This is a genomic window from Bacillus sp. EB106-04-04-XG123, from assembly GCF_058791855.1.
This window is the reverse complement of the sequence record NZ_JBYTDZ010000003.1, coordinates 227727-244888: the sequence shown is the minus strand read 5'-3', so window position 1 is coordinate 244888 and position 17162 is coordinate 227727. Positions and strand designations below refer to the sequence as shown.

At 40.9% G+C, this 17162-nt stretch carries 22 protein-coding genes and 1 riboswitch; of the genes, 18 read left to right on the top strand and 4 right to left on the bottom strand.

The window, feature by feature from the left end; genetic code table 11:
- Positions 1 to 38: 38 nt before the first annotated feature.
- The gene (locus AC3WTB_RS11715) at positions 39 to 923 is read right to left on the bottom strand and encodes a DUF1002 domain-containing protein (protein WP_024422856.1); all 885 of its coding nucleotides are present in this window, start codon (positions 921 to 923) and stop codon (positions 39 to 41) included.
- 321 nt (positions 924 to 1244) lie between these two features.
- Here AC3WTB_RS11715 and AC3WTB_RS11710 point away from each other — a divergent pair, with 321 nt between their 5' ends.
- Positions 1245 to 1682 (top strand): peptidylprolyl isomerase, encoded by a 438-nt coding sequence (locus tag AC3WTB_RS11710; protein WP_008359679.1) that lies wholly within the window; start codon positions 1245 to 1247, stop codon positions 1680 to 1682.
- 30 nt (positions 1683 to 1712) lie between these two features.
- On the opposite strand, the gene AC3WTB_RS11705 is transcribed toward AC3WTB_RS11710, so the two are convergent.
- Positions 1713 to 2912, bottom strand: coding sequence for an MFS transporter (locus AC3WTB_RS11705; RefSeq protein WP_059377128.1), 1200 nt, complete (start codon positions 2910 to 2912; stop codon positions 1713 to 1715).
- 267 nt (positions 2913 to 3179) lie between these two features.
- Here AC3WTB_RS11705 and AC3WTB_RS11700 point away from each other — a divergent pair, with 267 nt between their 5' ends.
- From AC3WTB_RS11700 to AC3WTB_RS11670, 7 genes are all read left to right on the top strand, one after another.
- Positions 3180 to 3761 (top strand): TetR/AcrR family transcriptional regulator, encoded by a 582-nt coding sequence (locus AC3WTB_RS11700; protein ID WP_106025038.1) that lies wholly within the window; start codon positions 3180 to 3182, stop codon positions 3759 to 3761.
- Positions 3762 to 3970: 209 nt separating this feature from the next.
- On the top strand, positions 3971 to 4207 hold the full coding sequence (locus tag AC3WTB_RS11695; RefSeq protein ID WP_039179646.1) for a DUF2164 domain-containing protein: 237 nt from the start codon (positions 3971 to 3973) through the stop codon (positions 4205 to 4207).
- 230 nt (positions 4208 to 4437) lie between these two features.
- Complete coding sequence (locus AC3WTB_RS11690) at positions 4438 to 4782, top strand: hypothetical protein (RefSeq protein ID WP_034623431.1); 345 nt, start codon at positions 4438 to 4440, stop codon at positions 4780 to 4782.
- Between the two features lie 106 nt (positions 4783 to 4888).
- A riboswitch (FMN riboswitch) is annotated at positions 4889 to 5030 on the top strand.
- Positions 5031 to 5282: 252 nt separating this feature from the next.
- Complete coding sequence (ribE, locus tag AC3WTB_RS11685) at positions 5283 to 5933, top strand: riboflavin synthase (RefSeq protein ID WP_492333755.1); 651 nt, start codon at positions 5283 to 5285, stop codon at positions 5931 to 5933.
- An 11-nt stretch (positions 5934 to 5944) separates the two neighbouring features.
- Entirely contained in the window at positions 5945 to 6571 is a 627-nt protein-coding gene (ribB, locus tag AC3WTB_RS11680; RefSeq protein ID WP_492333754.1) for a 3,4-dihydroxy-2-butanone-4-phosphate synthase, read from the top strand.
- A gap of 26 nt (positions 6572 to 6597) precedes the next feature.
- Positions 6598 to 7062 carry a 6,7-dimethyl-8-ribityllumazine synthase gene (gene ribH, locus AC3WTB_RS11675; RefSeq protein ID WP_029706184.1) on the top strand — a complete coding sequence of 155 codons (465 nt, stop codon included), beginning with the start codon at positions 6598 to 6600 and terminating at the stop codon, positions 7060 to 7062.
- Positions 7063 to 7175: 113 nt separating this feature from the next.
- Positions 7176 to 7529, top strand: coding sequence for a GNAT family N-acetyltransferase (locus AC3WTB_RS11670; RefSeq protein ID WP_039179637.1), 354 nt, complete (start codon positions 7176 to 7178; stop codon positions 7527 to 7529).
- 24 nt (positions 7530 to 7553) lie between these two features.
- On the opposite strand, the gene AC3WTB_RS11665 is transcribed toward AC3WTB_RS11670, so the two are convergent.
- Positions 7554 to 8078: a DUF309 domain-containing protein gene (locus tag AC3WTB_RS11665; RefSeq protein ID WP_492333753.1), complete on the bottom strand. Its 525-nt coding sequence runs from the start codon at positions 8076 to 8078 to the stop codon at positions 7554 to 7556.
- Positions 8079 to 8168: 90 nt separating this feature from the next.
- Entirely contained in the window at positions 8169 to 8261 is a 93-nt protein-coding gene (locus AC3WTB_RS11660; protein ID WP_012010430.1) for a YjcZ family sporulation protein, read from the bottom strand.
- Between the two features lie 209 nt (positions 8262 to 8470).
- On the opposite strand from AC3WTB_RS11660, the gene AC3WTB_RS11655 reads away from it, so the two are divergent.
- The 10 genes from AC3WTB_RS11655 to ccsB all read left to right on the top strand — a co-directional run bounded on the left by AC3WTB_RS11655 (position 8471) and on the right by ccsB (position 17119).
- Entirely contained in the window at positions 8471 to 9229 is a 759-nt protein-coding gene (locus AC3WTB_RS11655) for a segregation/condensation protein A (RefSeq protein ID WP_024422848.1), read from the top strand.
- On the top strand, positions 9219 to 9812 hold the full coding sequence (gene scpB, locus AC3WTB_RS11650) for an SMC-Scp complex subunit ScpB (RefSeq protein WP_024422847.1): 594 nt from the start codon (positions 9219 to 9221) through the stop codon (positions 9810 to 9812). The genes AC3WTB_RS11655 and scpB overlap by 11 nt, the downstream gene beginning before the upstream one ends.
- A 113-nt stretch (positions 9813 to 9925) precedes the next feature.
- Positions 9926 to 10405 (top strand): YpuI family protein, encoded by a 480-nt coding sequence (locus AC3WTB_RS11645; protein WP_039179631.1) that lies wholly within the window; start codon positions 9926 to 9928, stop codon positions 10403 to 10405.
- 112 nt (positions 10406 to 10517) lie between these two features.
- Complete coding sequence (locus AC3WTB_RS11640) at positions 10518 to 11669, top strand: D-alanyl-D-alanine carboxypeptidase family protein (protein ID WP_073979659.1); 1152 nt, start codon at positions 10518 to 10520, stop codon at positions 11667 to 11669.
- Complete coding sequence (locus AC3WTB_RS11635; RefSeq protein ID WP_404461311.1) at positions 11657 to 12244, top strand: nucleoside recognition domain-containing protein; 588 nt, start codon at positions 11657 to 11659, stop codon at positions 12242 to 12244. Before AC3WTB_RS11640 ends, AC3WTB_RS11635 begins: the two co-directional genes overlap by 13 nt.
- Positions 12245 to 12248: 4 nt before the next feature.
- Positions 12249 to 12785, top strand: a complete 537-nt coding sequence (locus tag AC3WTB_RS11630; protein ID WP_404461309.1) for a spore maturation protein — start codon at positions 12249 to 12251, stop codon at positions 12783 to 12785.
- 135 nt (positions 12786 to 12920) lie between these two features.
- The gene (gene rluB / locus AC3WTB_RS11625) at positions 12921 to 13655 is read left to right on the top strand and encodes a 23S rRNA pseudouridine(2605) synthase RluB (protein ID WP_024422842.1); all 735 of its coding nucleotides are present in this window, start codon (positions 12921 to 12923) and stop codon (positions 13653 to 13655) included.
- 90 nt (positions 13656 to 13745) lie between these two features.
- Positions 13746 to 14276 carry a thiol-disulfide oxidoreductase ResA gene (gene resA / locus AC3WTB_RS11620; protein ID WP_041085967.1) on the top strand — a complete coding sequence of 177 codons (531 nt, stop codon included), beginning with the start codon at positions 13746 to 13748 and terminating at the stop codon, positions 14274 to 14276.
- Between the two features lies 1 nt (position 14277).
- Positions 14278 to 15957: a cytochrome c biogenesis protein ResB gene (gene resB / locus AC3WTB_RS11615; RefSeq protein ID WP_410558822.1), complete on the top strand. Its 1680-nt coding sequence runs from the start codon at positions 14278 to 14280 to the stop codon at positions 15955 to 15957.
- Positions 15941 to 17119, top strand: a complete 1179-nt coding sequence (ccsB, locus tag AC3WTB_RS11610) for a c-type cytochrome biogenesis protein CcsB (protein ID WP_410558821.1) — start codon at positions 15941 to 15943, stop codon at positions 17117 to 17119. Before resB ends, ccsB begins: the two co-directional genes overlap by 17 nt.
- Positions 17120 to 17162: the final 43 nt, after the last annotated feature.

Below are 17162 nucleotides of genomic sequence, written 5' to 3'. Positions count from 1 at the left end.
AAAAGCTGCCTGGGGTACAGGCAGCTTTTTTTCATGGATTATTTTCCTCCAGTGAATACAGAGACGATCGCGTTCCAGATGGAGACAAAGAAATCCCAAATCTTTTGAAGAAGGTTTTTCCCTTCATCTGATTCTATGAATTTTGTAATCTTGTCTTTTGCTTTATCAATTTGAGACCCTACTTGATTCCAATCAATATTGATGTTTTTCATTTTATCAAATAACGAGACAAGCTGATCTTTTTGATCCTGCGTCAGATTTAAGTTCAAATCAGAAGCCGCCTGATCGACTTTTTCTTCTACTTCTTTTGTGGTTTTAGGGACACCGTTTTTTGCAATGTCATCTTTGATTTTTGCAATAAGGGCAGAAGCGTTGTCTTTCCCGATGGAGTCACCCAATTTAGAAGTTGTCACAAGCTCTTCGTTCGCCACCTGCTTCACATCTTCTGGAATGGCTTTGTCGCTTGACACTTCATACGCTTTAAGTAAGCCCGTCAGTGCGGCTGTACCAGATACTTCAAATGGAGCAGTGACGACAACCTTGGCATCCTTGACACCTGCTGTCATTAAAGCATTTAAATACATCTCATCTGTAATGGTCTTGATGTTGTGTGTATCCACAGTCAGACCAGTACCTGATTTCTCAATGGTGATAGATGAAGATGATAATGCTCTCGTCCCGATAGAAGAACGAGGGATATACTTTCCTAAATATTCGTGCTCTTCTTTATTGGTTACTTCAATTTTTGTCGCATTTTCAGGTGGATTCAACTCGTCAAGCACCTTTTGTCGATCAGCTGGTGTTAAGTCTTGCCCGAGTGTGACGATGACATCGCCGACAGCTGCATCCGCTAAGCTGACTTTTGGCGCACCAATTAGGAAAAGGAGCGCTGCCATCATACCAAGCATCATTTTTTTAAACATGTTGACCTCCTTCAAGTCGAAAGCGTTCCTCTTTCAAGAGAAACTCAGCTTTTGAGTACACGTACAGAAATGCACTCCATCATATAGACGTAACAAATTGACTCGACGTTTCAATTTTCTTTTTAAGATGTGTTCCTTTTCCAATAAATGAAGACATGTCATTTCGTCACATATCATTTTATGAGGAAAAAAGAATCAAGCAATCCTATTTTATCAATCATCAGTTAAGAGGTAAATGACAATCGAAGAGCAGGGGATGTTTAACATCACCGAAAATGTGCTATAATGAGCGTTGTTTAACCTGAAAGGAGAATGTGAAAAATGGCGAAAAAAGGATACATACAATTAACGAATGGAAAGAAAATTGAGTTTGAACTTTACCCAGAGGCTGCTCCAGGTACAGTAGCAAACTTTGAAAAATTAGCGAATGAAGGCTTCTACGATGGATTGAAGTTCCACCGCGTGATTCCAGGTTTCGTCAGCCAAGGCGGGGACCCAAACGGCAATGGAACGGGTGGTCCTGGTTACACAATTAAATGTGAAACAGAAGGAAATCCACATCAGCACGAAAGAGGTTCATTATCAATGGCACATGCTGGTAAAGACACAGGCGGCAGCCAATTCTTTATCGTACATGACCCGCAGCCGCACTTAAACGGTGTTCACACTGTTTTTGGCAAGGTAACATCTGGTATCGAGGCTGTACTTGATATGGAGCAAGGCCAAGGCATGGAAAAAGTTGAAGTTGTGGATGCGTAATCCAAAACACCGCTTAATCGCGGTGTTTTTTTATTTTGTTTCTGAGTCAAATGTGATTTGTTTCGTTAGGCGATAGGTGATGATCCAATACAAAATGGCTAAAGCGCTGATAGAGGCACCAAAAAGACATACTCCGCTCCAGCCATAGGCTGCGTATATGCTGGTTGAAACAATTGAACCGGTCGCACTGCCGATGGAGTAAAAAATCATGTAAGCAGCCGTAAGCCGGCTTCTCGCCTCAGGCCGCACTGTGAAAATCATAGTCTGATTCGTTACGTGTACTGCCTGCACAGATAGGTCAAGAATGATAATGCCAATGACTAAGGCAATAAGTGAATGTTCAGTCAAACTGATGAAAAACCATGAAATGAATAATAGGACAAGGGCTATACCGCTTGTGAACTGTCCAAAACCTCGATCAGCAAGGCTGCCAGCCCGAGCAGCCCCTAATGCTCCGGCTGCTCCAGCAAGACCAAATGCGCCAATAGCAGTATGTGAAAGAGAGTGTGGCGCAGTACTGAGAGGCAGCACGAGTGAAGTCCATAACGTACCAAAGACGATAAAAATCAGAAGAGCTAGAATCCCGCGGATGCGCAGGATTCGTTCTTGTATGAACAATACAAACATTGAACGAAGCAGATGAGCATAAGATAATGACTCTCTTTTGCTGTCATCACGCGGGAGCACTCGGAACAATACGCCAGTTAGGATCAGCATGATGACGGCAGAAACAAGATATACAGACCTCCAGCCAGCAAAATCGGTTAATACACCAGCAAAGGTTCGGGCGAGAAGAATACCGATGACGATTCCACTTTGCACCAAGCCGACGATACGGCCGCGCTCTTCTGGAGCAGCCCAACTTGCTGCAAACGCAACGAGTACCTGAGTGACTACAGCGAGCAGTCCGACCAATGCTAATCCTATAAATAGGACGGTGACGATAGGAGCGATGCCGACTAGAATGAGGGCAAGCACAGATAAAAGCATCTGACCAATGATGAGCCGGCGTCGATTCAACAGATCACCAAGTGGTACGATCAGTAGCAGCCCCGCCGCATAACAAAGCTGAGTAATCGTAATGACAATACCGATGGATGAATACGTGATATCGAACTCGGCTGCCAGTGAATCTAGTAACGGTTGTGCGAAGTATATGTTTGCAACAGCCATCCCGCAGGCTGCTGCAAAAAGTAGTGCCATATAGTGAGTCATTTTATCTTTAACCATTCATTGCATCCCCTCTTTTTGAGCTTTTTAATATAATATACTGATCGGTACAAAATGATTATGATTAAGAATAACCAACAAAACGTTTTAAAGTCAAGATTTTATTTTGGTTATTCTATGTTGATTTGGAGATCAGAAAGACAAATTGACAATGTTACATGAATAAAATACAATCATTATATACCGATTGGTAATGAAAACTTACAAACAAAGAAATAGATGGTTGTTATCGTGAAAGGATTTTATTGTTGAAAAGAGGAATTGATGATGGTTCGACAGCGTGAGTTTGATGAGGAAAAAGCGTTGAATGATGCAATGATGCTTTTTTGGGAAAAGGGGTATAGAGCTACAACGTTAAGCGATTTGACTGCAAAAATGGGAATACAGCGGCCAAGTTTATACGCAGCCTTTGGAGATAAAGAGGAATTATTTGAGGCTGCATTACGCACATATACAAAGCAGCATGCAGCCCGTATTCGAACAAAACTTCAAAACAATCGATCTGTAAAGGAAGCATTTCATCTATTATTGACAGATGTAGTGGAAGAGGAATATGGAGATGGCCCAAGTAAAGGCTGTTTTTGCATTAATACAATAGTGGAGCTTGCTCCACACGAAGAGAAATTTGAAATTCTGACAAGAGAGCATCAGATGTATCTTTCGGTTATTTTTGAAGAAAAGATCGTGCAAGGTATTCGCTCAGGTGAGCTCGAAAGCGGCTTGAATGCTAAAGCCTTAGCACAGACACTGGTCGTTTCTTTCATCGGGCTTACCGTCCTCATGAAGTCACGTCCAGAGCGTTCATTTGTAGATCATTCTGTAGCGACGATCCTATCCATTTTAAAATAAAATGGATAACACGCTATGAAAGCTTCTGTGAAAAAATCAGACAAAATAGTGAAGCGTATTTTGATCCATTACATCAAAATACGCTTTTTCTTTTAGGGCAGTCATGCACAAAATCTTTTTTTATGATATGATAAGAGAACAAACATTCGTATTTGTGAAATGCAAGCACATCCAGCTGCAAATGAAGAAAATAGAAAGAAGGGGAGACTTTGAAACCACTCACTAAAGAAGAAAAAAATCAAATGATGATGGCCATTCAGCGTTACTTTGCCGAAGAACGAGAAGAAGAGATTGGTGAATTAGCAGCCATTAATATACTAGAATTTATCACAAAAAACCTTGGAAGCTACTATTATAATCAAGGGGTTCGCGACAGCCGCAGCATCGCTGTTCAGCGGTCACAATTGTTAGAGGAAGACTTATTCGCACTCGAAAAAAGAATATAATCGAAAAGCCTGTAGTATCGTGTGGGACGAACTGATAAATAGGAAAAAGACCCCCTTAATAAAGAACGCATATTCGTATCATATGTAATGATTAAGAGGTGGAACCAAAGGGCCATCTGAATCGTTATATAAGTAACCATTAATGAAAATCAGCTTTTTTGGTTTTATTTCAATAAAAGAAGGAATAAAACATACAAATAGGCGAAGTGCAGATGATGGAGGTTCTAAATATGGGGAAAATTAAATTAAAAATGGCAATCTTATTTGTTTTACTGCTTTGTTTAGGCGCAGGTTATTTATACATGAATGGCATGAAAATTGAAGATGTGCCAACAGCCATTGGCGAGAGCTTAACAAATAATGATAAAGATTACACTATCTATGAATATACCATTACGAAAATTGATGGAGATGAATATTACGGTCAAGCAAAGAATGGCACCAAAATCATTTTTAATGGTAAGAAATTTGAAGATGATGTGGCCGATCTGAAAAAAGGCGATCGTATTAAAGCCTACTTTAGTAATGAAAAAAGAATAGATGGACTGATAAAAGTAGTAAAAGTCGTAAATTAACATGTCTCCTTTCCTATAAGGAGGCTTTTTTTTTGAAGAAATCTTGATTGTTGCATTTGACAACAAGGATCGCTATAATAGCCCCTAAGGACAGCTAAATATCGATTGTATCCTTCGGGGCAGGGTGAAAATCCCGACCGACGGTAATAAAGCAAATGCTTTACAGCCCGTGACCCGTTAATTTATTAACGGTTGATTCAGTGAAAAGCTGAAGCCGACAGTGAAAGTCTGGATGGGAGAAGGATAAAGAAAGCTATGAACGAAAAATATTTGTTGATCATAGTCTTATTTCTGATGCAAAAAAACCACAGCCCCGGAATTTTTTCCGGGGCTTTCTGTATGTTTTTGTTGTTAATAGATGCATGCAGTGTTTATTAGGTGATCCCTCATCTACCTTGTATGGACCATAAAAAGCGACGAAGGTGCTCAATCGATCACATGTCCCTAACATCGCTTTTTTAAAAAGTGAGAAATACAAATGAAAAGAAAGGGAGGATCACATGTTTACGGGGATTATTGAAGAAGTTGGCACCGTTCAGTCATTAAGTAAAAAGTCAGTAGATGCCATGGAAATTGTCATTACATGCAGCCGTGTGCTGGAAGATGTTCACCTCGGAGACAGTATCGCCATTAATGGAGTATGTCTGACAGTCACAAGCTTTACAAAAGGACAGTTCGCGGCAGATGTCATGCCAGAGACGGTCAAATCGACATCACTGGATCAGCTGACAAAAGGCAGTCCAGTGAATTTAGAGCGAGCCATGTCCTCAAATGGACGATTTGGCGGCCATTTTGTCTCAGGCCATGTTGATGGAACGGCGGTCATTACCCGAATAGAAAAGAAGAGTAATGCCATTTACTATGATTTAAAGATGGACAAGACCCTCACAGATATGCTCACCCAAAAGGGTTCGATCGCAATAGATGGTGTCAGCTTGACCATTTTCGATTTGCGAGATTCACAAGTCACAGTCTCTATTATTCCTCATACGCTTGAAGGAACTATTTTCCCGACTAAATCTATGGGGGATATCGTGAATATAGAGTGTGACATGATCGGTAAATACATTTATCGTTTTTTAACAAAAGAGCAAGGCGATAAACAGCCATCTCGATTGACCCCATCATTTCTAAAAGAGCACGGATTCTAGGAGGCGATTGTATGTATCATTCTGTTGATGAGGCAGTAAATGCCCTTAAACAAGGAGAAATCATTATCGTAGTGGATGATGAAGACAGAGAAAATGAAGGAGACTTTGTGGCACTTGCTGAGCATGCCACACCTGAGGTGATTAACTTCATGGCTTTACATGGAAGAGGCCTCATTTGTACGCCAGTCGATGAGTCGATCGCCAAACACCTGAAGCTGCATCCAATGGTTGAACATAATACAGATGCACACCATACAGCATTTACAGTAAGCATCGACCATGTGACAACAACGACTGGTATCAGTGCTTTTGAGCGCTCCACGACCATGCTGGCCATGTTAAATAAAGACGCAAAACCAGACGAATTTGCCCGTCCAGGCCATGTTTTTCCGCTTATTGCAAAAGAAGGCGGCGTACTAGAAAGACCAGGTCATACAGAGGCAGCGGTTGATCTTGCTAAACTGGCAGGCTCAGAGCCAGCGGGTGTCATATGTGAAATTATGAATGCAGATGGATCAATGGCTCGCGTCCCTGAACTAAAGGAAATTCAAAAACAGCATGACTTAAAGATGCTGACAATAGAAGCATTACAGACATATTTAAACAATAATCAAACAGCGACTATCAAAACAAAATAAAAATCACAAAAAAGGATGATTAACATATGAATACAATACAAGGTCATGTAGTAGCAGAAGGACTAAAATTTGCAATCGTTGTAGCGAGATTCAATGATTTTATTACAAGTAAACTGTTAGATGGAGCAGAAGACACATTGCTCAGACACGGAGCAAATGGTGATGATATCGATGTTGTGTGGGTACCAGGCGCTTTTGAAATCCCGTACATGGCAAAAAAATTAGCTGAAACCAAAAAATATGATGCAGTCATCACACTTGGAACCGTGATCAGAGGCGCAACGACTCACTATGATTACGTTTGTAATGAAGCTGCTAAAGGAATTGCTCAAAGTGCAATGTCAACAGGGGTACCGATTATCTTTGGTGTACTGACAACAGAATCGATTGAACAAGCCATTGAAAGAGCTGGTACAAAAGCTGGAAATAAAGGCAGTGAATCGGCTGCAGCTGCTATTGAAATGGCGAATCTCAATCGAACGTTCTCTTAATTTAGTGAAAAAGAGTTTAAAAACGGTATAAAAATGTTTATAATGTGTGATGAGCAAATGAATCATAAGACATTTGCTGGAAATTAGGATAATTTGAATATTGAGGGGTATATATGTTAATTCGTTACAAGAGGTCTTTTGAAAAAATTGCCATGGGACTCCTGTCCTTTATGCCGGGTGAGAAAGACGTCAAACAGCTTCAGCAGACGATGAAGTCATATGAAATGGATGAAGATCGGCAGCTGTTCCTATGGAAAGATGGCGAGGATATTGTAGGTGCTATTGGTGTGTTGAAAACAGACGACCAAGTACAAATCGAACATATTAGTGTGAATCCATCCCATCGTGATCAAGGAATCGGCAAGGAAATGGTTTTAGCCGTGGAAGACATATTTAAAACCAAAACACTCATTCCAAATGAATTAACGCAAGGCTTCTTTCATAAGTGTCACAGCGAATCAAATTAAATATCACACATGTAAAAGCAGAGGCTACAGTCCTCTGCTTTTTTTACGTTCAATCTGCTTTTTTCGCTCCAGCAATACATCTGTCCGGTCACGGAGTCTATGTTTTTCGATTAAAAATGTATGGGATAAGTTGCTTTCCTGTCCAAAAAGCAGTCCTTCTTTTTGGGCCATTTCTTGGCATAAAGAAAGAAGTGCATCATCTTTGATCGGCAGCATCACACTTTCATAAGGCATATCTTCATCCATTTTCTTTTTCAGCGTTCTCAGAAGCATCAGAAATGCCTCATCATCCAGACCGAGATTCGATAATACTGAACGGTTTGCTTCTAACAAATGAAGACTGTTAGAAATGAGCCTTTTTGCTCCTTTTCCATTTCCCCGTCTTTGATGATACAAGGCAACAGCGAGCTGAATGAGCCCGACCCAATATTCTTTGCGCTGCTTAGGGGGATCTTCCTTCCAATATTCCTCTAGAATTTCATGACACTCAAAATAATCTCTTGTTGTATGAAATTCGTGTAAAAAAGCCACGTACGCTTCAGGATACACAGCGGTCATCTCCTTTTCCACTTTCAGTCTAACATATTGAAAAGAAAAGAAGAAAGAGCGTCCCTTTAGTGAAAAGGACGCTCTGTTTCTTTAATAAACCCAAGCCGCGCCAACGATGATCAGCAAGATGAAAAGCACGACAATAAGCGCGAATCCTCCGCCAAAGTTATAGCCATCTCCCATAATGATACGGCCTCCTTTTTCATCAGTTCTGATTACAATGGTATTCTATGTATAAATGCCCTTATTGGTATGGGCGAATCCACTGTTTTTCTTGATTTGCCCAAGGCATCATGGCCGAAATTATATTGGACGAGAGCTTTATCCTGTCTTATACTAAAGGTTAGCCGGTGAAACGGTACTTAGAAGACAGTAGAAATGGTGAGAAAAAGATGCTGGAATATCAGGTGAAAATAGATTCGTTCGAGGGTCCTTTGGACTTGCTTTTACATTTAATTAACCGGTTGGAAATTGATATTTATGATATTCCCGTCGCTAAAATTACGGAGCAGTATTTATTATATGTCCACACGATGAGGGAGCTTGAGCTCGATGTTGCGAGTGAATATTTGGTCATGGCTGCAACTCTCCTCAGTATTAAAAGCAGAATGCTTCTTCCGAAACAAGAGGAAGAGCTGTTTGATGAAGACCTGCTCGAAGAGGAAGAGGATCCTCGAGAAGAGCTGATTGGCAAATTGATTGAATACCGCAAGTATAAAAATGCAGCACAAGAACTAAAGGAACGCGAAGAAGAAAGGCAAAATGCCTTTACAAAACCACCGAGTGATTTAAGCGAATTTGCAAAAGAATCAGAAGCGAAGGACACAAATTTACACGTAACGGTGTATGATATGTTAGGTGCGTTCCAAAAGGTATTAAACCGAAAGAAAATAACGAAACCAGCACCATCAAAGATTACAAGACAAGAAATCCCGATTGAAGACAAAATGAATGAGATTATGAACCATTTAAGAAAAACAAAAAAGCGAACCAATTTCATGACTCTATTTCAACATGATCAAAAGGAACACCTTGTCGTGACGTTTCTTGCTGTTCTCGAATTGATGAAAAGTCATCAAATCATGTTAGAGCAGGAAGGGAACTTTGAAGACATTTATATCATAGGGAGTGAAACGATTCATGACGCTTGATATCGTGAATTGGAAAGCCATCTTAGAAGCGCTGCTGTATGCAGCAGGTGACGAAGGCTTAACAAGAAAACAGCTCATGTCTGTTCTTGAAGTAGATGAGTCGGTATTACTCGACATTATGTCTTCCGTAAAGGAAGAATATCAAAAACAAGAACGAGGGATTGAGCTCATTGAATATGCAGATTCATATATGCTGCTGACGAAAAAAGAATACAGCATGTATTTAAAAAAATTAGTTGAGACACCATCCAAAGGTTTATCGCAGGCAGCGCTGGAGGTGCTTGCCATTGTTTCTTATAAACAGCCGATTACACGCAGTGAGGTAGAGGAGATTAGAGGCGTCAAATCAGAGCGTGTGCTTCATAGCTTAGTAGCCAAAGCATTGCTCTGTGAAGTAGGACGTGCCGATGGCCCGGGACGAGCAATTCTTTATGGGACAACCCCGACCTTTTTAGAGCAATTTGGCTTAAAAGCGTTAGATGAATTACCACCGCTTCCAGAGAATGTGGAAGCAGATGGTGTGCAAGAAGAAGCTGATCTATTTTTTGAAAACTTCAATCAAACATTTGAAGATATAAAATAGTTCAAACGAAGGAAAAATGTATGATAAAATATAAAAAAGATTTTAGGTCTAAAATCTTTTGATGACAGATAAAATGGTGACAAAGCCATGAGGGGAAGGTAAACAAGAAACAAATGGCACATATGAATGTAAAGGCTCAAGTTGATCAAGCAGGCGTCTTTTTATCAAAGGTTGCAATTGAAATGAATGGTTTTCTGAACGAAGCCACCTTATCAAGCTTGAAACAATTAAACCCCGAAGCGGAAGCCTATTATTGTGACATATTGAGTACATTACGGAAGCTTGCAGTGTACAGCGAGGATGCAGCAGCAGTTTGCAGGAAAATGGGGCAGCAGCAGACATTTCCGCAGCAAGCCGCACAGCAGATGCTTCACCGTATTTATCATCAATGTATTGAAGAATTTTTCACGCCGAAAAAGGATACATGGTATGAAGACAGCCGTTCGGCTTATACAGGAAAAAGCAGCATTGTTTTTCACCATGAAGTATCCGCTGATATGAAACAATTATTTTCTTCATTAGAAAAAGACTTTTTAGCGATGAGAGAAGAATTGGAATATACGACTTCTCATCAGCAAGTGAAAATGGTATAAGTCATTCGAAGAAGCGCCTCTACATGTAGAGGCGCTTTTTTTATGGACGAGGCATCATAACTTTTTCAGCTGAGCATACACTTGTACAAAACGGACAAGGACGTGAATGAACATGCCCTATTTAAAAATTGGAACAGCAGTCCTTCTTCTATTTACACTCTTACTGCCTTTTTCCTCACATGCCAAAGCAGACATTTCGTTATCAGTGAGTGCAAGAAGTGCCATTTTAATAGATGGACAGTCAGGCAGAGTCCTATTTGGAAAGGACGAGCACGAAAAAAGAAGAATCGCCAGTATTACAAAAATCATGACGGCTGTATTAGCCATTGAATCAGGAAAAATGAAAGATACCGTCAAAGTATCAAAACGTGCGATTCAAGCGGAGGGCTCATCCATTTATTTAAAGGAAGGGCAGAAGGTGAGCTTAGAAGATTTGACATACGGGCTCATGCTGCGTTCTGGAAATGATGCAGCTGTTGCCATTGCAGAGCATGTTGGCGGCAGCTTAGAAGGCTTTATTTTTATGATGAATCAAAAGGCGGCTGAACTAGGAATGGAGAATACGAATTTTCAAAATCCGCACGGACTCGATGATCATAAAAATCATTATTCATCAGCCTATGACATGGCGATCCTAACAAAATACGCGATGAAACATAAACAATATCAAAAAATTGCTGGTACGACTTTCTATAAAGCAAAAACAATGGAAGGCTATTGGAAAAATAAAAACAAGCTGCTCACCGGTTTATACGAATATTCAACTGGAGGGAAAACAGGCTATACAAAACTTGCAAAACGTACACTCGTCTCCACCGCTGCAAAAGGGGATGCTGAGCTGATCGCTGTGACCATTAATGCGCCGGACGACTGGAAGGATCATATCTCTATGTTTGAATATGCATTTGATCACTACAAAACGTATGTGCTTGCTGAAAAAGGAAGACTTGCTTCGTTAAAAGGGAGCTTTTACGAAAAAAAAGCGTTTATCAAGCGTGATGTGGACTATTTTTTAAATGAAGATGAGAAAAAACTTGTCAAAATTGAAACAGAAATGCTCACCCCTAAAAAGAAATGGAAAAAAAACGCCGAAGCCATCCCGGATGTTGTAGGGAAAATGACCATTTTATTAGATGGACAGGTGATCGAGCAATTACCGATTTTTTATGAAAATAAACGAAACCGCATGCCTCAGAAAAGCTTTCAAGAAATGTTTAAGTCTGTCTTTCAGACATCTATAGGCGGATCTTCATGGTCAATCTAATTTGGGTATTGCTCACTGTCATCGGTCTTGTCTATGCGATGTTTAATGGAACGATGCATGAAGTGAATGAGGCTGTATTTAAGGGCTCAAAAGAAGCGGTTACTATTTCAATTGGTCTGATTAGTGTCCTCGTTTTTTGGCTCGGGCTCATGAAGATTGCCGAAGAGGCAGGGCTGTTAAATTTCTTTAGTAAAATGTGCCGGCCCTTTATTTCAAAGCTATTCCCGGATATTCCGCCTAATCATCCTGCAATGGGGTATATTTTGTCCAATCTCATGGCGAATTTCTTTGGTCTTGGGAATGCCGCTACACCACTTGGGATTAAGGCGATGGAGCAGATGAAAGCATTAAATGGCGGAAAAAATGAGGCAAGCCGTTCTATGATTACATTTCTAGCGGTCAACACATCCTCTATCACACTTGTGCCAACAACCGTCATTGCTATAAGAATGACCTATGGGGCAGATCAGCCAACAGACATTGTAGGACCAACCATTTTAGCAACACTCATTTCAGGAATCGGAGCAATTCTCATCGATCGTTATTTCCACTATCGCAGAAGCAGGCGGGGGTGATCTTGTGGCATTTATTAACTGGCTGTCTCTTGCTTTGATTCCACTGATCATCGCAGGGATTTTGATTGCTGGAACCATTAAAAAGGTACCAACCTATGAAACATTTGTGGAGGGGGGAAAAGAGGGCATTCAAATTGCCTTTTCCATCATTCCCTATTTAGTCGGCATGCTTGTAGCTATTACGATATTCCGTGCGTCAGGTGCGCTTGATTTTGTTATGGGACTTTTAAAACCAGCCTTTACAGCGATTGGTTTCCCTCCAGAAGTCGTTCCGCTTGCGTTTATTCGCCCGATATCAGGAACGGCTGCACTCGGAATGACATCAGACTTGATAGCGACGTATGGCCCAGATTCTTTTATTGGCCAGCTCGCAGCTGTCATGCAAGGGTCAACAGACACCACCCTTTACATTTTGACGGTTTATTTTGGAGCAGTCGGTATTAAAAAAATGGGAGATGCGCTGAAAGTAGGTTTGTTAGCAGATCTCATTGGTGTCATTGCATCTGTGATTATCGTCAGTTTGTTATTTAGCGGCGCCTAATCAGGCGCTTTTTTGTATTTCATGGATGGAAAATCGCTTTTTAGCTGAAATTAGACAGACGAAACGCTTATTTTTCCACGAATGCTTGTTTGTTTTAGGTCAAGCAAGTAAGATAGTACATGAGGTGAAAGACAAATGGAACGTTTACAGAAAGTAATTGCACATGCCGGCGTCGCTTCAAGACGAAAGGCTGAAGAATTAATTAAAGAAGGACGAGTTACCGTTAATGGTCAAACAGTGACAGAGCTCGGAGTGAAGGTGGGCTCTTCAGATAAAATTGAAGTCAATGGCTTAAAGCTTGAAAGAGAAGAACCGGTTTACTTTATGCTTTATAAACCGCGCGGCGTCATTTCTGCTGCCGAGGATGATAAAGGACGTAAGGTCGTCACAGATTTTTTTGATGATGTCCCGCAGCGTCTTTATCCAATCGGCCGGTTAGATTATGATACGAGCGGTTTGATTTTGATTACAAATGATGGGGAATTTGCCCATAAGCTCATGCACCCGAAATACGAAATTGATAAAACGTATGCAGCGAAGCTAAAAGGCATACCATCAAAGGAACTGCTTAGAAAGCTAGAAAAAGGGATCATGTTAGATCATAAAAAAACAGCACCTGCCCGTGCGAAAATGCTTTCTATTGATAAACGAAAGCAAACTTGTATTGTCCAATTAACCATTCATGAAGGCAGAAACAGACAAGTACGCCGCATGTTTGAAGCGATCGGCCATGATGTGTTAAAGCTAAAAAGGGAGCAATATTCGTTCCTTCATATTGAAGGTATGAGACCAGGAGACCGCAGAGAATTGTCTCCACATGAAGTAAAGCGCCTGAGAGCAATTGCCGATCATGGGAAAAGCGCTTTTTAATTTTCACATAAACTTCAAAAAATGAAGAAGCATCAAAAGAAGGAGAATGCTATAATTTACCTGAATGTCTATGGGGAAGGGGTACTTCAGATGAAAAAAAGACGGTTTTTCATACGGACGGGCATTCTCCTCGTGATGCTTGCTGCACTTTGTTATACAATGTATAACTCAGTATTTGCCAAACAGGATCGAGTCAAAGAAGGATCTATTGCGCCAAACTTTGTCCTTCAATCTGTGGATGGGGATCGGATTGAATTAAAGGACTTAAAAGGCAAAGGTGTCTTTCTTAATTTTTGGGGTACATGGTGCGGTCCGTGTAAACAAGAATTTCCTTATATGGCGAATCAATATGAAGTGTTCAAGGATCGCGGTGTGGAAATTGTTGCAGTCAATGTTGCGGAATCCAAGATTGCCGTGAAAAATTTTATGGAATCCTATGGCGTGAATTTTCCTGTTGCCATGGACAAAGATCGTCAAGTGACAGAGGCATATGATATTACGCCGCTGCCAACCACATTTTTAATTAATCCTGAAGGCAAGGTAATCAAAGTCATAAAGGGAACGATGACAGAACGTAATGTCTATGAATATATGAATTTGATTAAACCAAAGGGGTCATAGAATGAAAGAGGTAAAGTGCGAGTGTGGACATATTAATCCAATCGGTACTGTTCTATGTGAATCATGCGGGAATCCCATTGCGGCTAAAGAGAAAAACTCTTCAAAGCTGCTTGATATGAGATATGACGGCAGTGCAAGACGCTCGCAAACATACAACAAAACGATTGTTGATAAAGTATGGAACTTTTTTTCTTCCGTTAAGGTGGGTGTGTGGCTGATTGTCATTACACTGCTCGCTTCTTCGCTTGGAACGATTTTTCCGCAGGAGCGATTTATTCCGCCAGGTGCATCTGCTTCCACGTATTATGAAGAGCAATATGGATCGTTTGGCAAGCTGTATTATACACTTGGATTCCATGATCTTTATAATTCTTGGTGGTTTTTAGCTCTTGTCGCATCAATCGGAATCTCTCTTGTCATTTGTAGTCTCGACCGCGTTATTCCTCTTTATCGAGCACTCAAAAACCAAGGGGTTCTCAAAAAAGAAGGCTTTATGAGAAGACAGCGTCTGTTCAGCGAGACAGACAAAACATTAGATCAGCATACATATGAAGGCATCATCAGAGCAATGAAACAAAAGCGTTACCGCGTTCGAGAAGAAAATGGGCATATTTTAGCCGAAAAAGGACGTTTTTCACGCTGGGGACCTTATGTCAATCACATTGGATTAATCATCTTTCTCATTGGATCGATGCTCCGGTTCGTCCCGGGCATGTACGTGGATGAAACGCTGTGGGTCCGAGAAGGTGAAACTGCACCGATTCCAGGTACGGATGGTCAATATTTCTTGAAAAATAATGCGTTTTCAATTGATCGTTATGAAACTGGAAATGAAAAAGAAGTGTTTGAGAATGCCATTGAAAAAGCTGGCGACGGTCAAGTGGTGAAAAGCTATAAAACGGATGCCATCTTATACAAACGTGAAGGAGAAGTTGTATTTGGTGAAAAGCCCAAGCTGAAGCAGGTCACAGAACACGATATCAAAGTGAATGAACCGCTCAAGTTTGACAATTTCTCATTATATCAAGTGGATTTTAAACAAAATGAACTCGATCAAATGGTCTTTCAGCTGATTCGTAAAGATACAGAAAAATCTTTCGGTACAGTGAAGATTAATCTGCTGGAGCCTAAGTCGGAATATGATCTTGGTAGCGGTTACAAAGTCAAAGTGATGAGCTATCTGCCTGATTTTTATTTTGATGATGATGGAACGCCGAGTACGAAAACAAGGAATCCAAATAATCCTGCTTTCGTGTTTGAAATGATTTCTCCTGAAAAACCTAAAGGTGAAAAAAGCTTTGTCGCCATTCAAGAAACAGTAGAGGGCTCTGATAACAATCTATATAAAATGAAGTTTGATCGGGTTGAAACGAAAAACGTCACAGGGTTAACTGTTAGAAAAGATTTAACACTAGGGGTGCTTATTGTAGGCGGAATCATTTTCATGATTGGTGTCGTGCAGGGGATGTATTGGCAGCATAGAAGAATCTGGCTGTCGGCAAAGGATGGAAAAGTATTGGTGGCAGGACATACAAACAAAAACTGGTTCGGCTTAAAGTCCGATCTTAACGTGTTACTGAGCGGCAGTGGCATCAAACAGCCAGTTGATCAAAAAGAGCTGCCTGATACAACAAGTATCAGCAAAAGCAAGGGGGAAGGATTAGATGGCGGCAGTCAGTGAAAATCTGTTATTTGCAGCTTTTCTATTTTATTTAGCGGCAGTTCCTTTTTTTGGTGGTGCCATTAAGGGAAAAAAGAAAGAAGAAGGACCGCGCAGGAATAAGGCGGCACTCATTGGCATTACGCTTACCATCATCGGTTTTTTGAGCCAGCTGGGCTATTTTATTTCAAGATGGATCGCATCTGGTCATGCACCAGTGAGTAATTTGTTTGAGTTCACTACGGCTTTTGGGATGATGCTGGTGCTCGCATTCATCATTTTATATTTTGTGTATCAAGTGTCTGTACTTGGTTTATTCACACTTCCAATCGCTTTATTGATTATTGCCTATGCGAGTATGTTCCCATCGGATATTTCACCGCTGATTCCTTCACTTCAAAGTAATTGGCTTTATATTCATGTGACAACAGCAGCACTTGGCCAAGCCATTTTAGCCATCAGCTTTGTGGCAGGTGTCATCTTTCTATTAAAGCATGTGGATCAAACAAAGCCAGGGAAGAAGACGTTTGGTTTAGAGCTTGTCATGTTTATGATTGTGGTCACACTTGCATTTATCGCTGTCACATCTATCTTTAGAATGACAGGATATGAAGCGACATTTAATTGGATCGATAAAAATAAAGAAAAAAGTGAGATGGTCTATGAGCTGCCAGCTCTTGTCGGACCTCATAAAGGGGAGCTTGTGACGGAAGATCGTTTGGAGCCGTTTGTTGAGTTGCCGCCTGTTTTTTCAGGCAGAAAGGTCAATACAGTGTTATGGTCATTTAGCGTAGGGCTGATTATATACGGACTCATTCGATTGATCATTCGCAAACGACTGAGCGCACTGCTTCAACCGCTAGTGAAACAGGTGAACCTAGATTTAGTCGATGAAATTGGGTATCGGGCTGTTTCGATTGGTTTCCCTGTATTTGCATTAGGCGGGCTGATCTTTGCCATGATCTGGGCGCAAATAGCATGGACTAGGTTTTGGGGCTGGGACCCGAAGGAAGTATGGGCATTGATTACGTTTCTCTTTTATGCAGCCTATCTTCATCTTCGCTTGTCGCGAGGCTGGCATGGTGAAAAGTCCGCTTGGCTTGCTGTGATCGGCTTCGCCATTATTATGTTTAATCTCATCTTTGTCAATCTTGTCATTGCGGGGCTTCATTCCTACGCATAACCACAAGGAAAAGGCCAACTTTTATGATTCAATTCGGCTTTTT

Bases quoted from the DNA above. Each gene is read 5' to 3' on its own strand.
- AC3WTB_RS11715 (WP_024422856.1), bottom strand. From the start codon at position 923: ATGTTTAAAAAAATGATGCTTGGTATGATGGCAGCGCTCCTTTTCCTA.
- AC3WTB_RS11710 (WP_008359679.1), top strand. From the start codon at position 1,245: ATGGCGAAAAAAGGATACATACAATTAACGAATGGAAAGAAAATTGAG.
- AC3WTB_RS11705 (WP_059377128.1), bottom strand. From the start codon at position 2,912: ATGGTTAAAGATAAAATGACTCACTATATGGCACTACTTTTTGCAGCA.
- AC3WTB_RS11700 (WP_106025038.1), top strand. From the start codon at position 3,180: ATGGTTCGACAGCGTGAGTTTGATGAGGAAAAAGCGTTGAATGATGCA.
- AC3WTB_RS11690 (WP_034623431.1), top strand. From the start codon at position 4,438: ATGGGGAAAATTAAATTAAAAATGGCAATCTTATTTGTTTTACTGCTT.
- ribE (WP_492333755.1), top strand. From the start codon at position 5,283: ATGTTTACGGGGATTATTGAAGAAGTTGGCACCGTTCAGTCATTAAGT.
- ribB (WP_492333754.1), top strand. From the start codon at position 5,945: ATGTATCATTCTGTTGATGAGGCAGTAAATGCCCTTAAACAAGGAGAA.
- ribH (WP_029706184.1), top strand. From the start codon at position 6,598: ATGAATACAATACAAGGTCATGTAGTAGCAGAAGGACTAAAATTTGCA.
- AC3WTB_RS11670 (WP_039179637.1), top strand. From the start codon at position 7,176: ATGTTAATTCGTTACAAGAGGTCTTTTGAAAAAATTGCCATGGGACTC.
- AC3WTB_RS11660 (WP_012010430.1), bottom strand. From the start codon at position 8,261: ATGGGAGATGGCTATAACTTTGGCGGAGGATTCGCGCTTATTGTCGTG.
- AC3WTB_RS11655 (WP_024422848.1), top strand. From the start codon at position 8,471: ATGCTGGAATATCAGGTGAAAATAGATTCGTTCGAGGGTCCTTTGGAC.
- scpB (WP_024422847.1), top strand. From the start codon at position 9,219: ATGACGCTTGATATCGTGAATTGGAAAGCCATCTTAGAAGCGCTGCTG.
- AC3WTB_RS11645 (WP_039179631.1), top strand. From the start codon at position 9,926: ATGGCACATATGAATGTAAAGGCTCAAGTTGATCAAGCAGGCGTCTTT.
- AC3WTB_RS11640 (WP_073979659.1), top strand. From the start codon at position 10,518: ATGCCCTATTTAAAAATTGGAACAGCAGTCCTTCTTCTATTTACACTC.
- AC3WTB_RS11635 (WP_404461311.1), top strand. From the start codon at position 11,657: ATGGTCAATCTAATTTGGGTATTGCTCACTGTCATCGGTCTTGTCTAT.
- rluB (WP_024422842.1), top strand. From the start codon at position 12,921: ATGGAACGTTTACAGAAAGTAATTGCACATGCCGGCGTCGCTTCAAGA.
- resA (WP_041085967.1), top strand. From the start codon at position 13,746: ATGAAAAAAAGACGGTTTTTCATACGGACGGGCATTCTCCTCGTGATG.
- resB (WP_410558822.1), top strand. From the start codon at position 14,278: ATGAAAGAGGTAAAGTGCGAGTGTGGACATATTAATCCAATCGGTACT.
- ccsB (WP_410558821.1), top strand. From the start codon at position 15,941: ATGGCGGCAGTCAGTGAAAATCTGTTATTTGCAGCTTTTCTATTTTAT.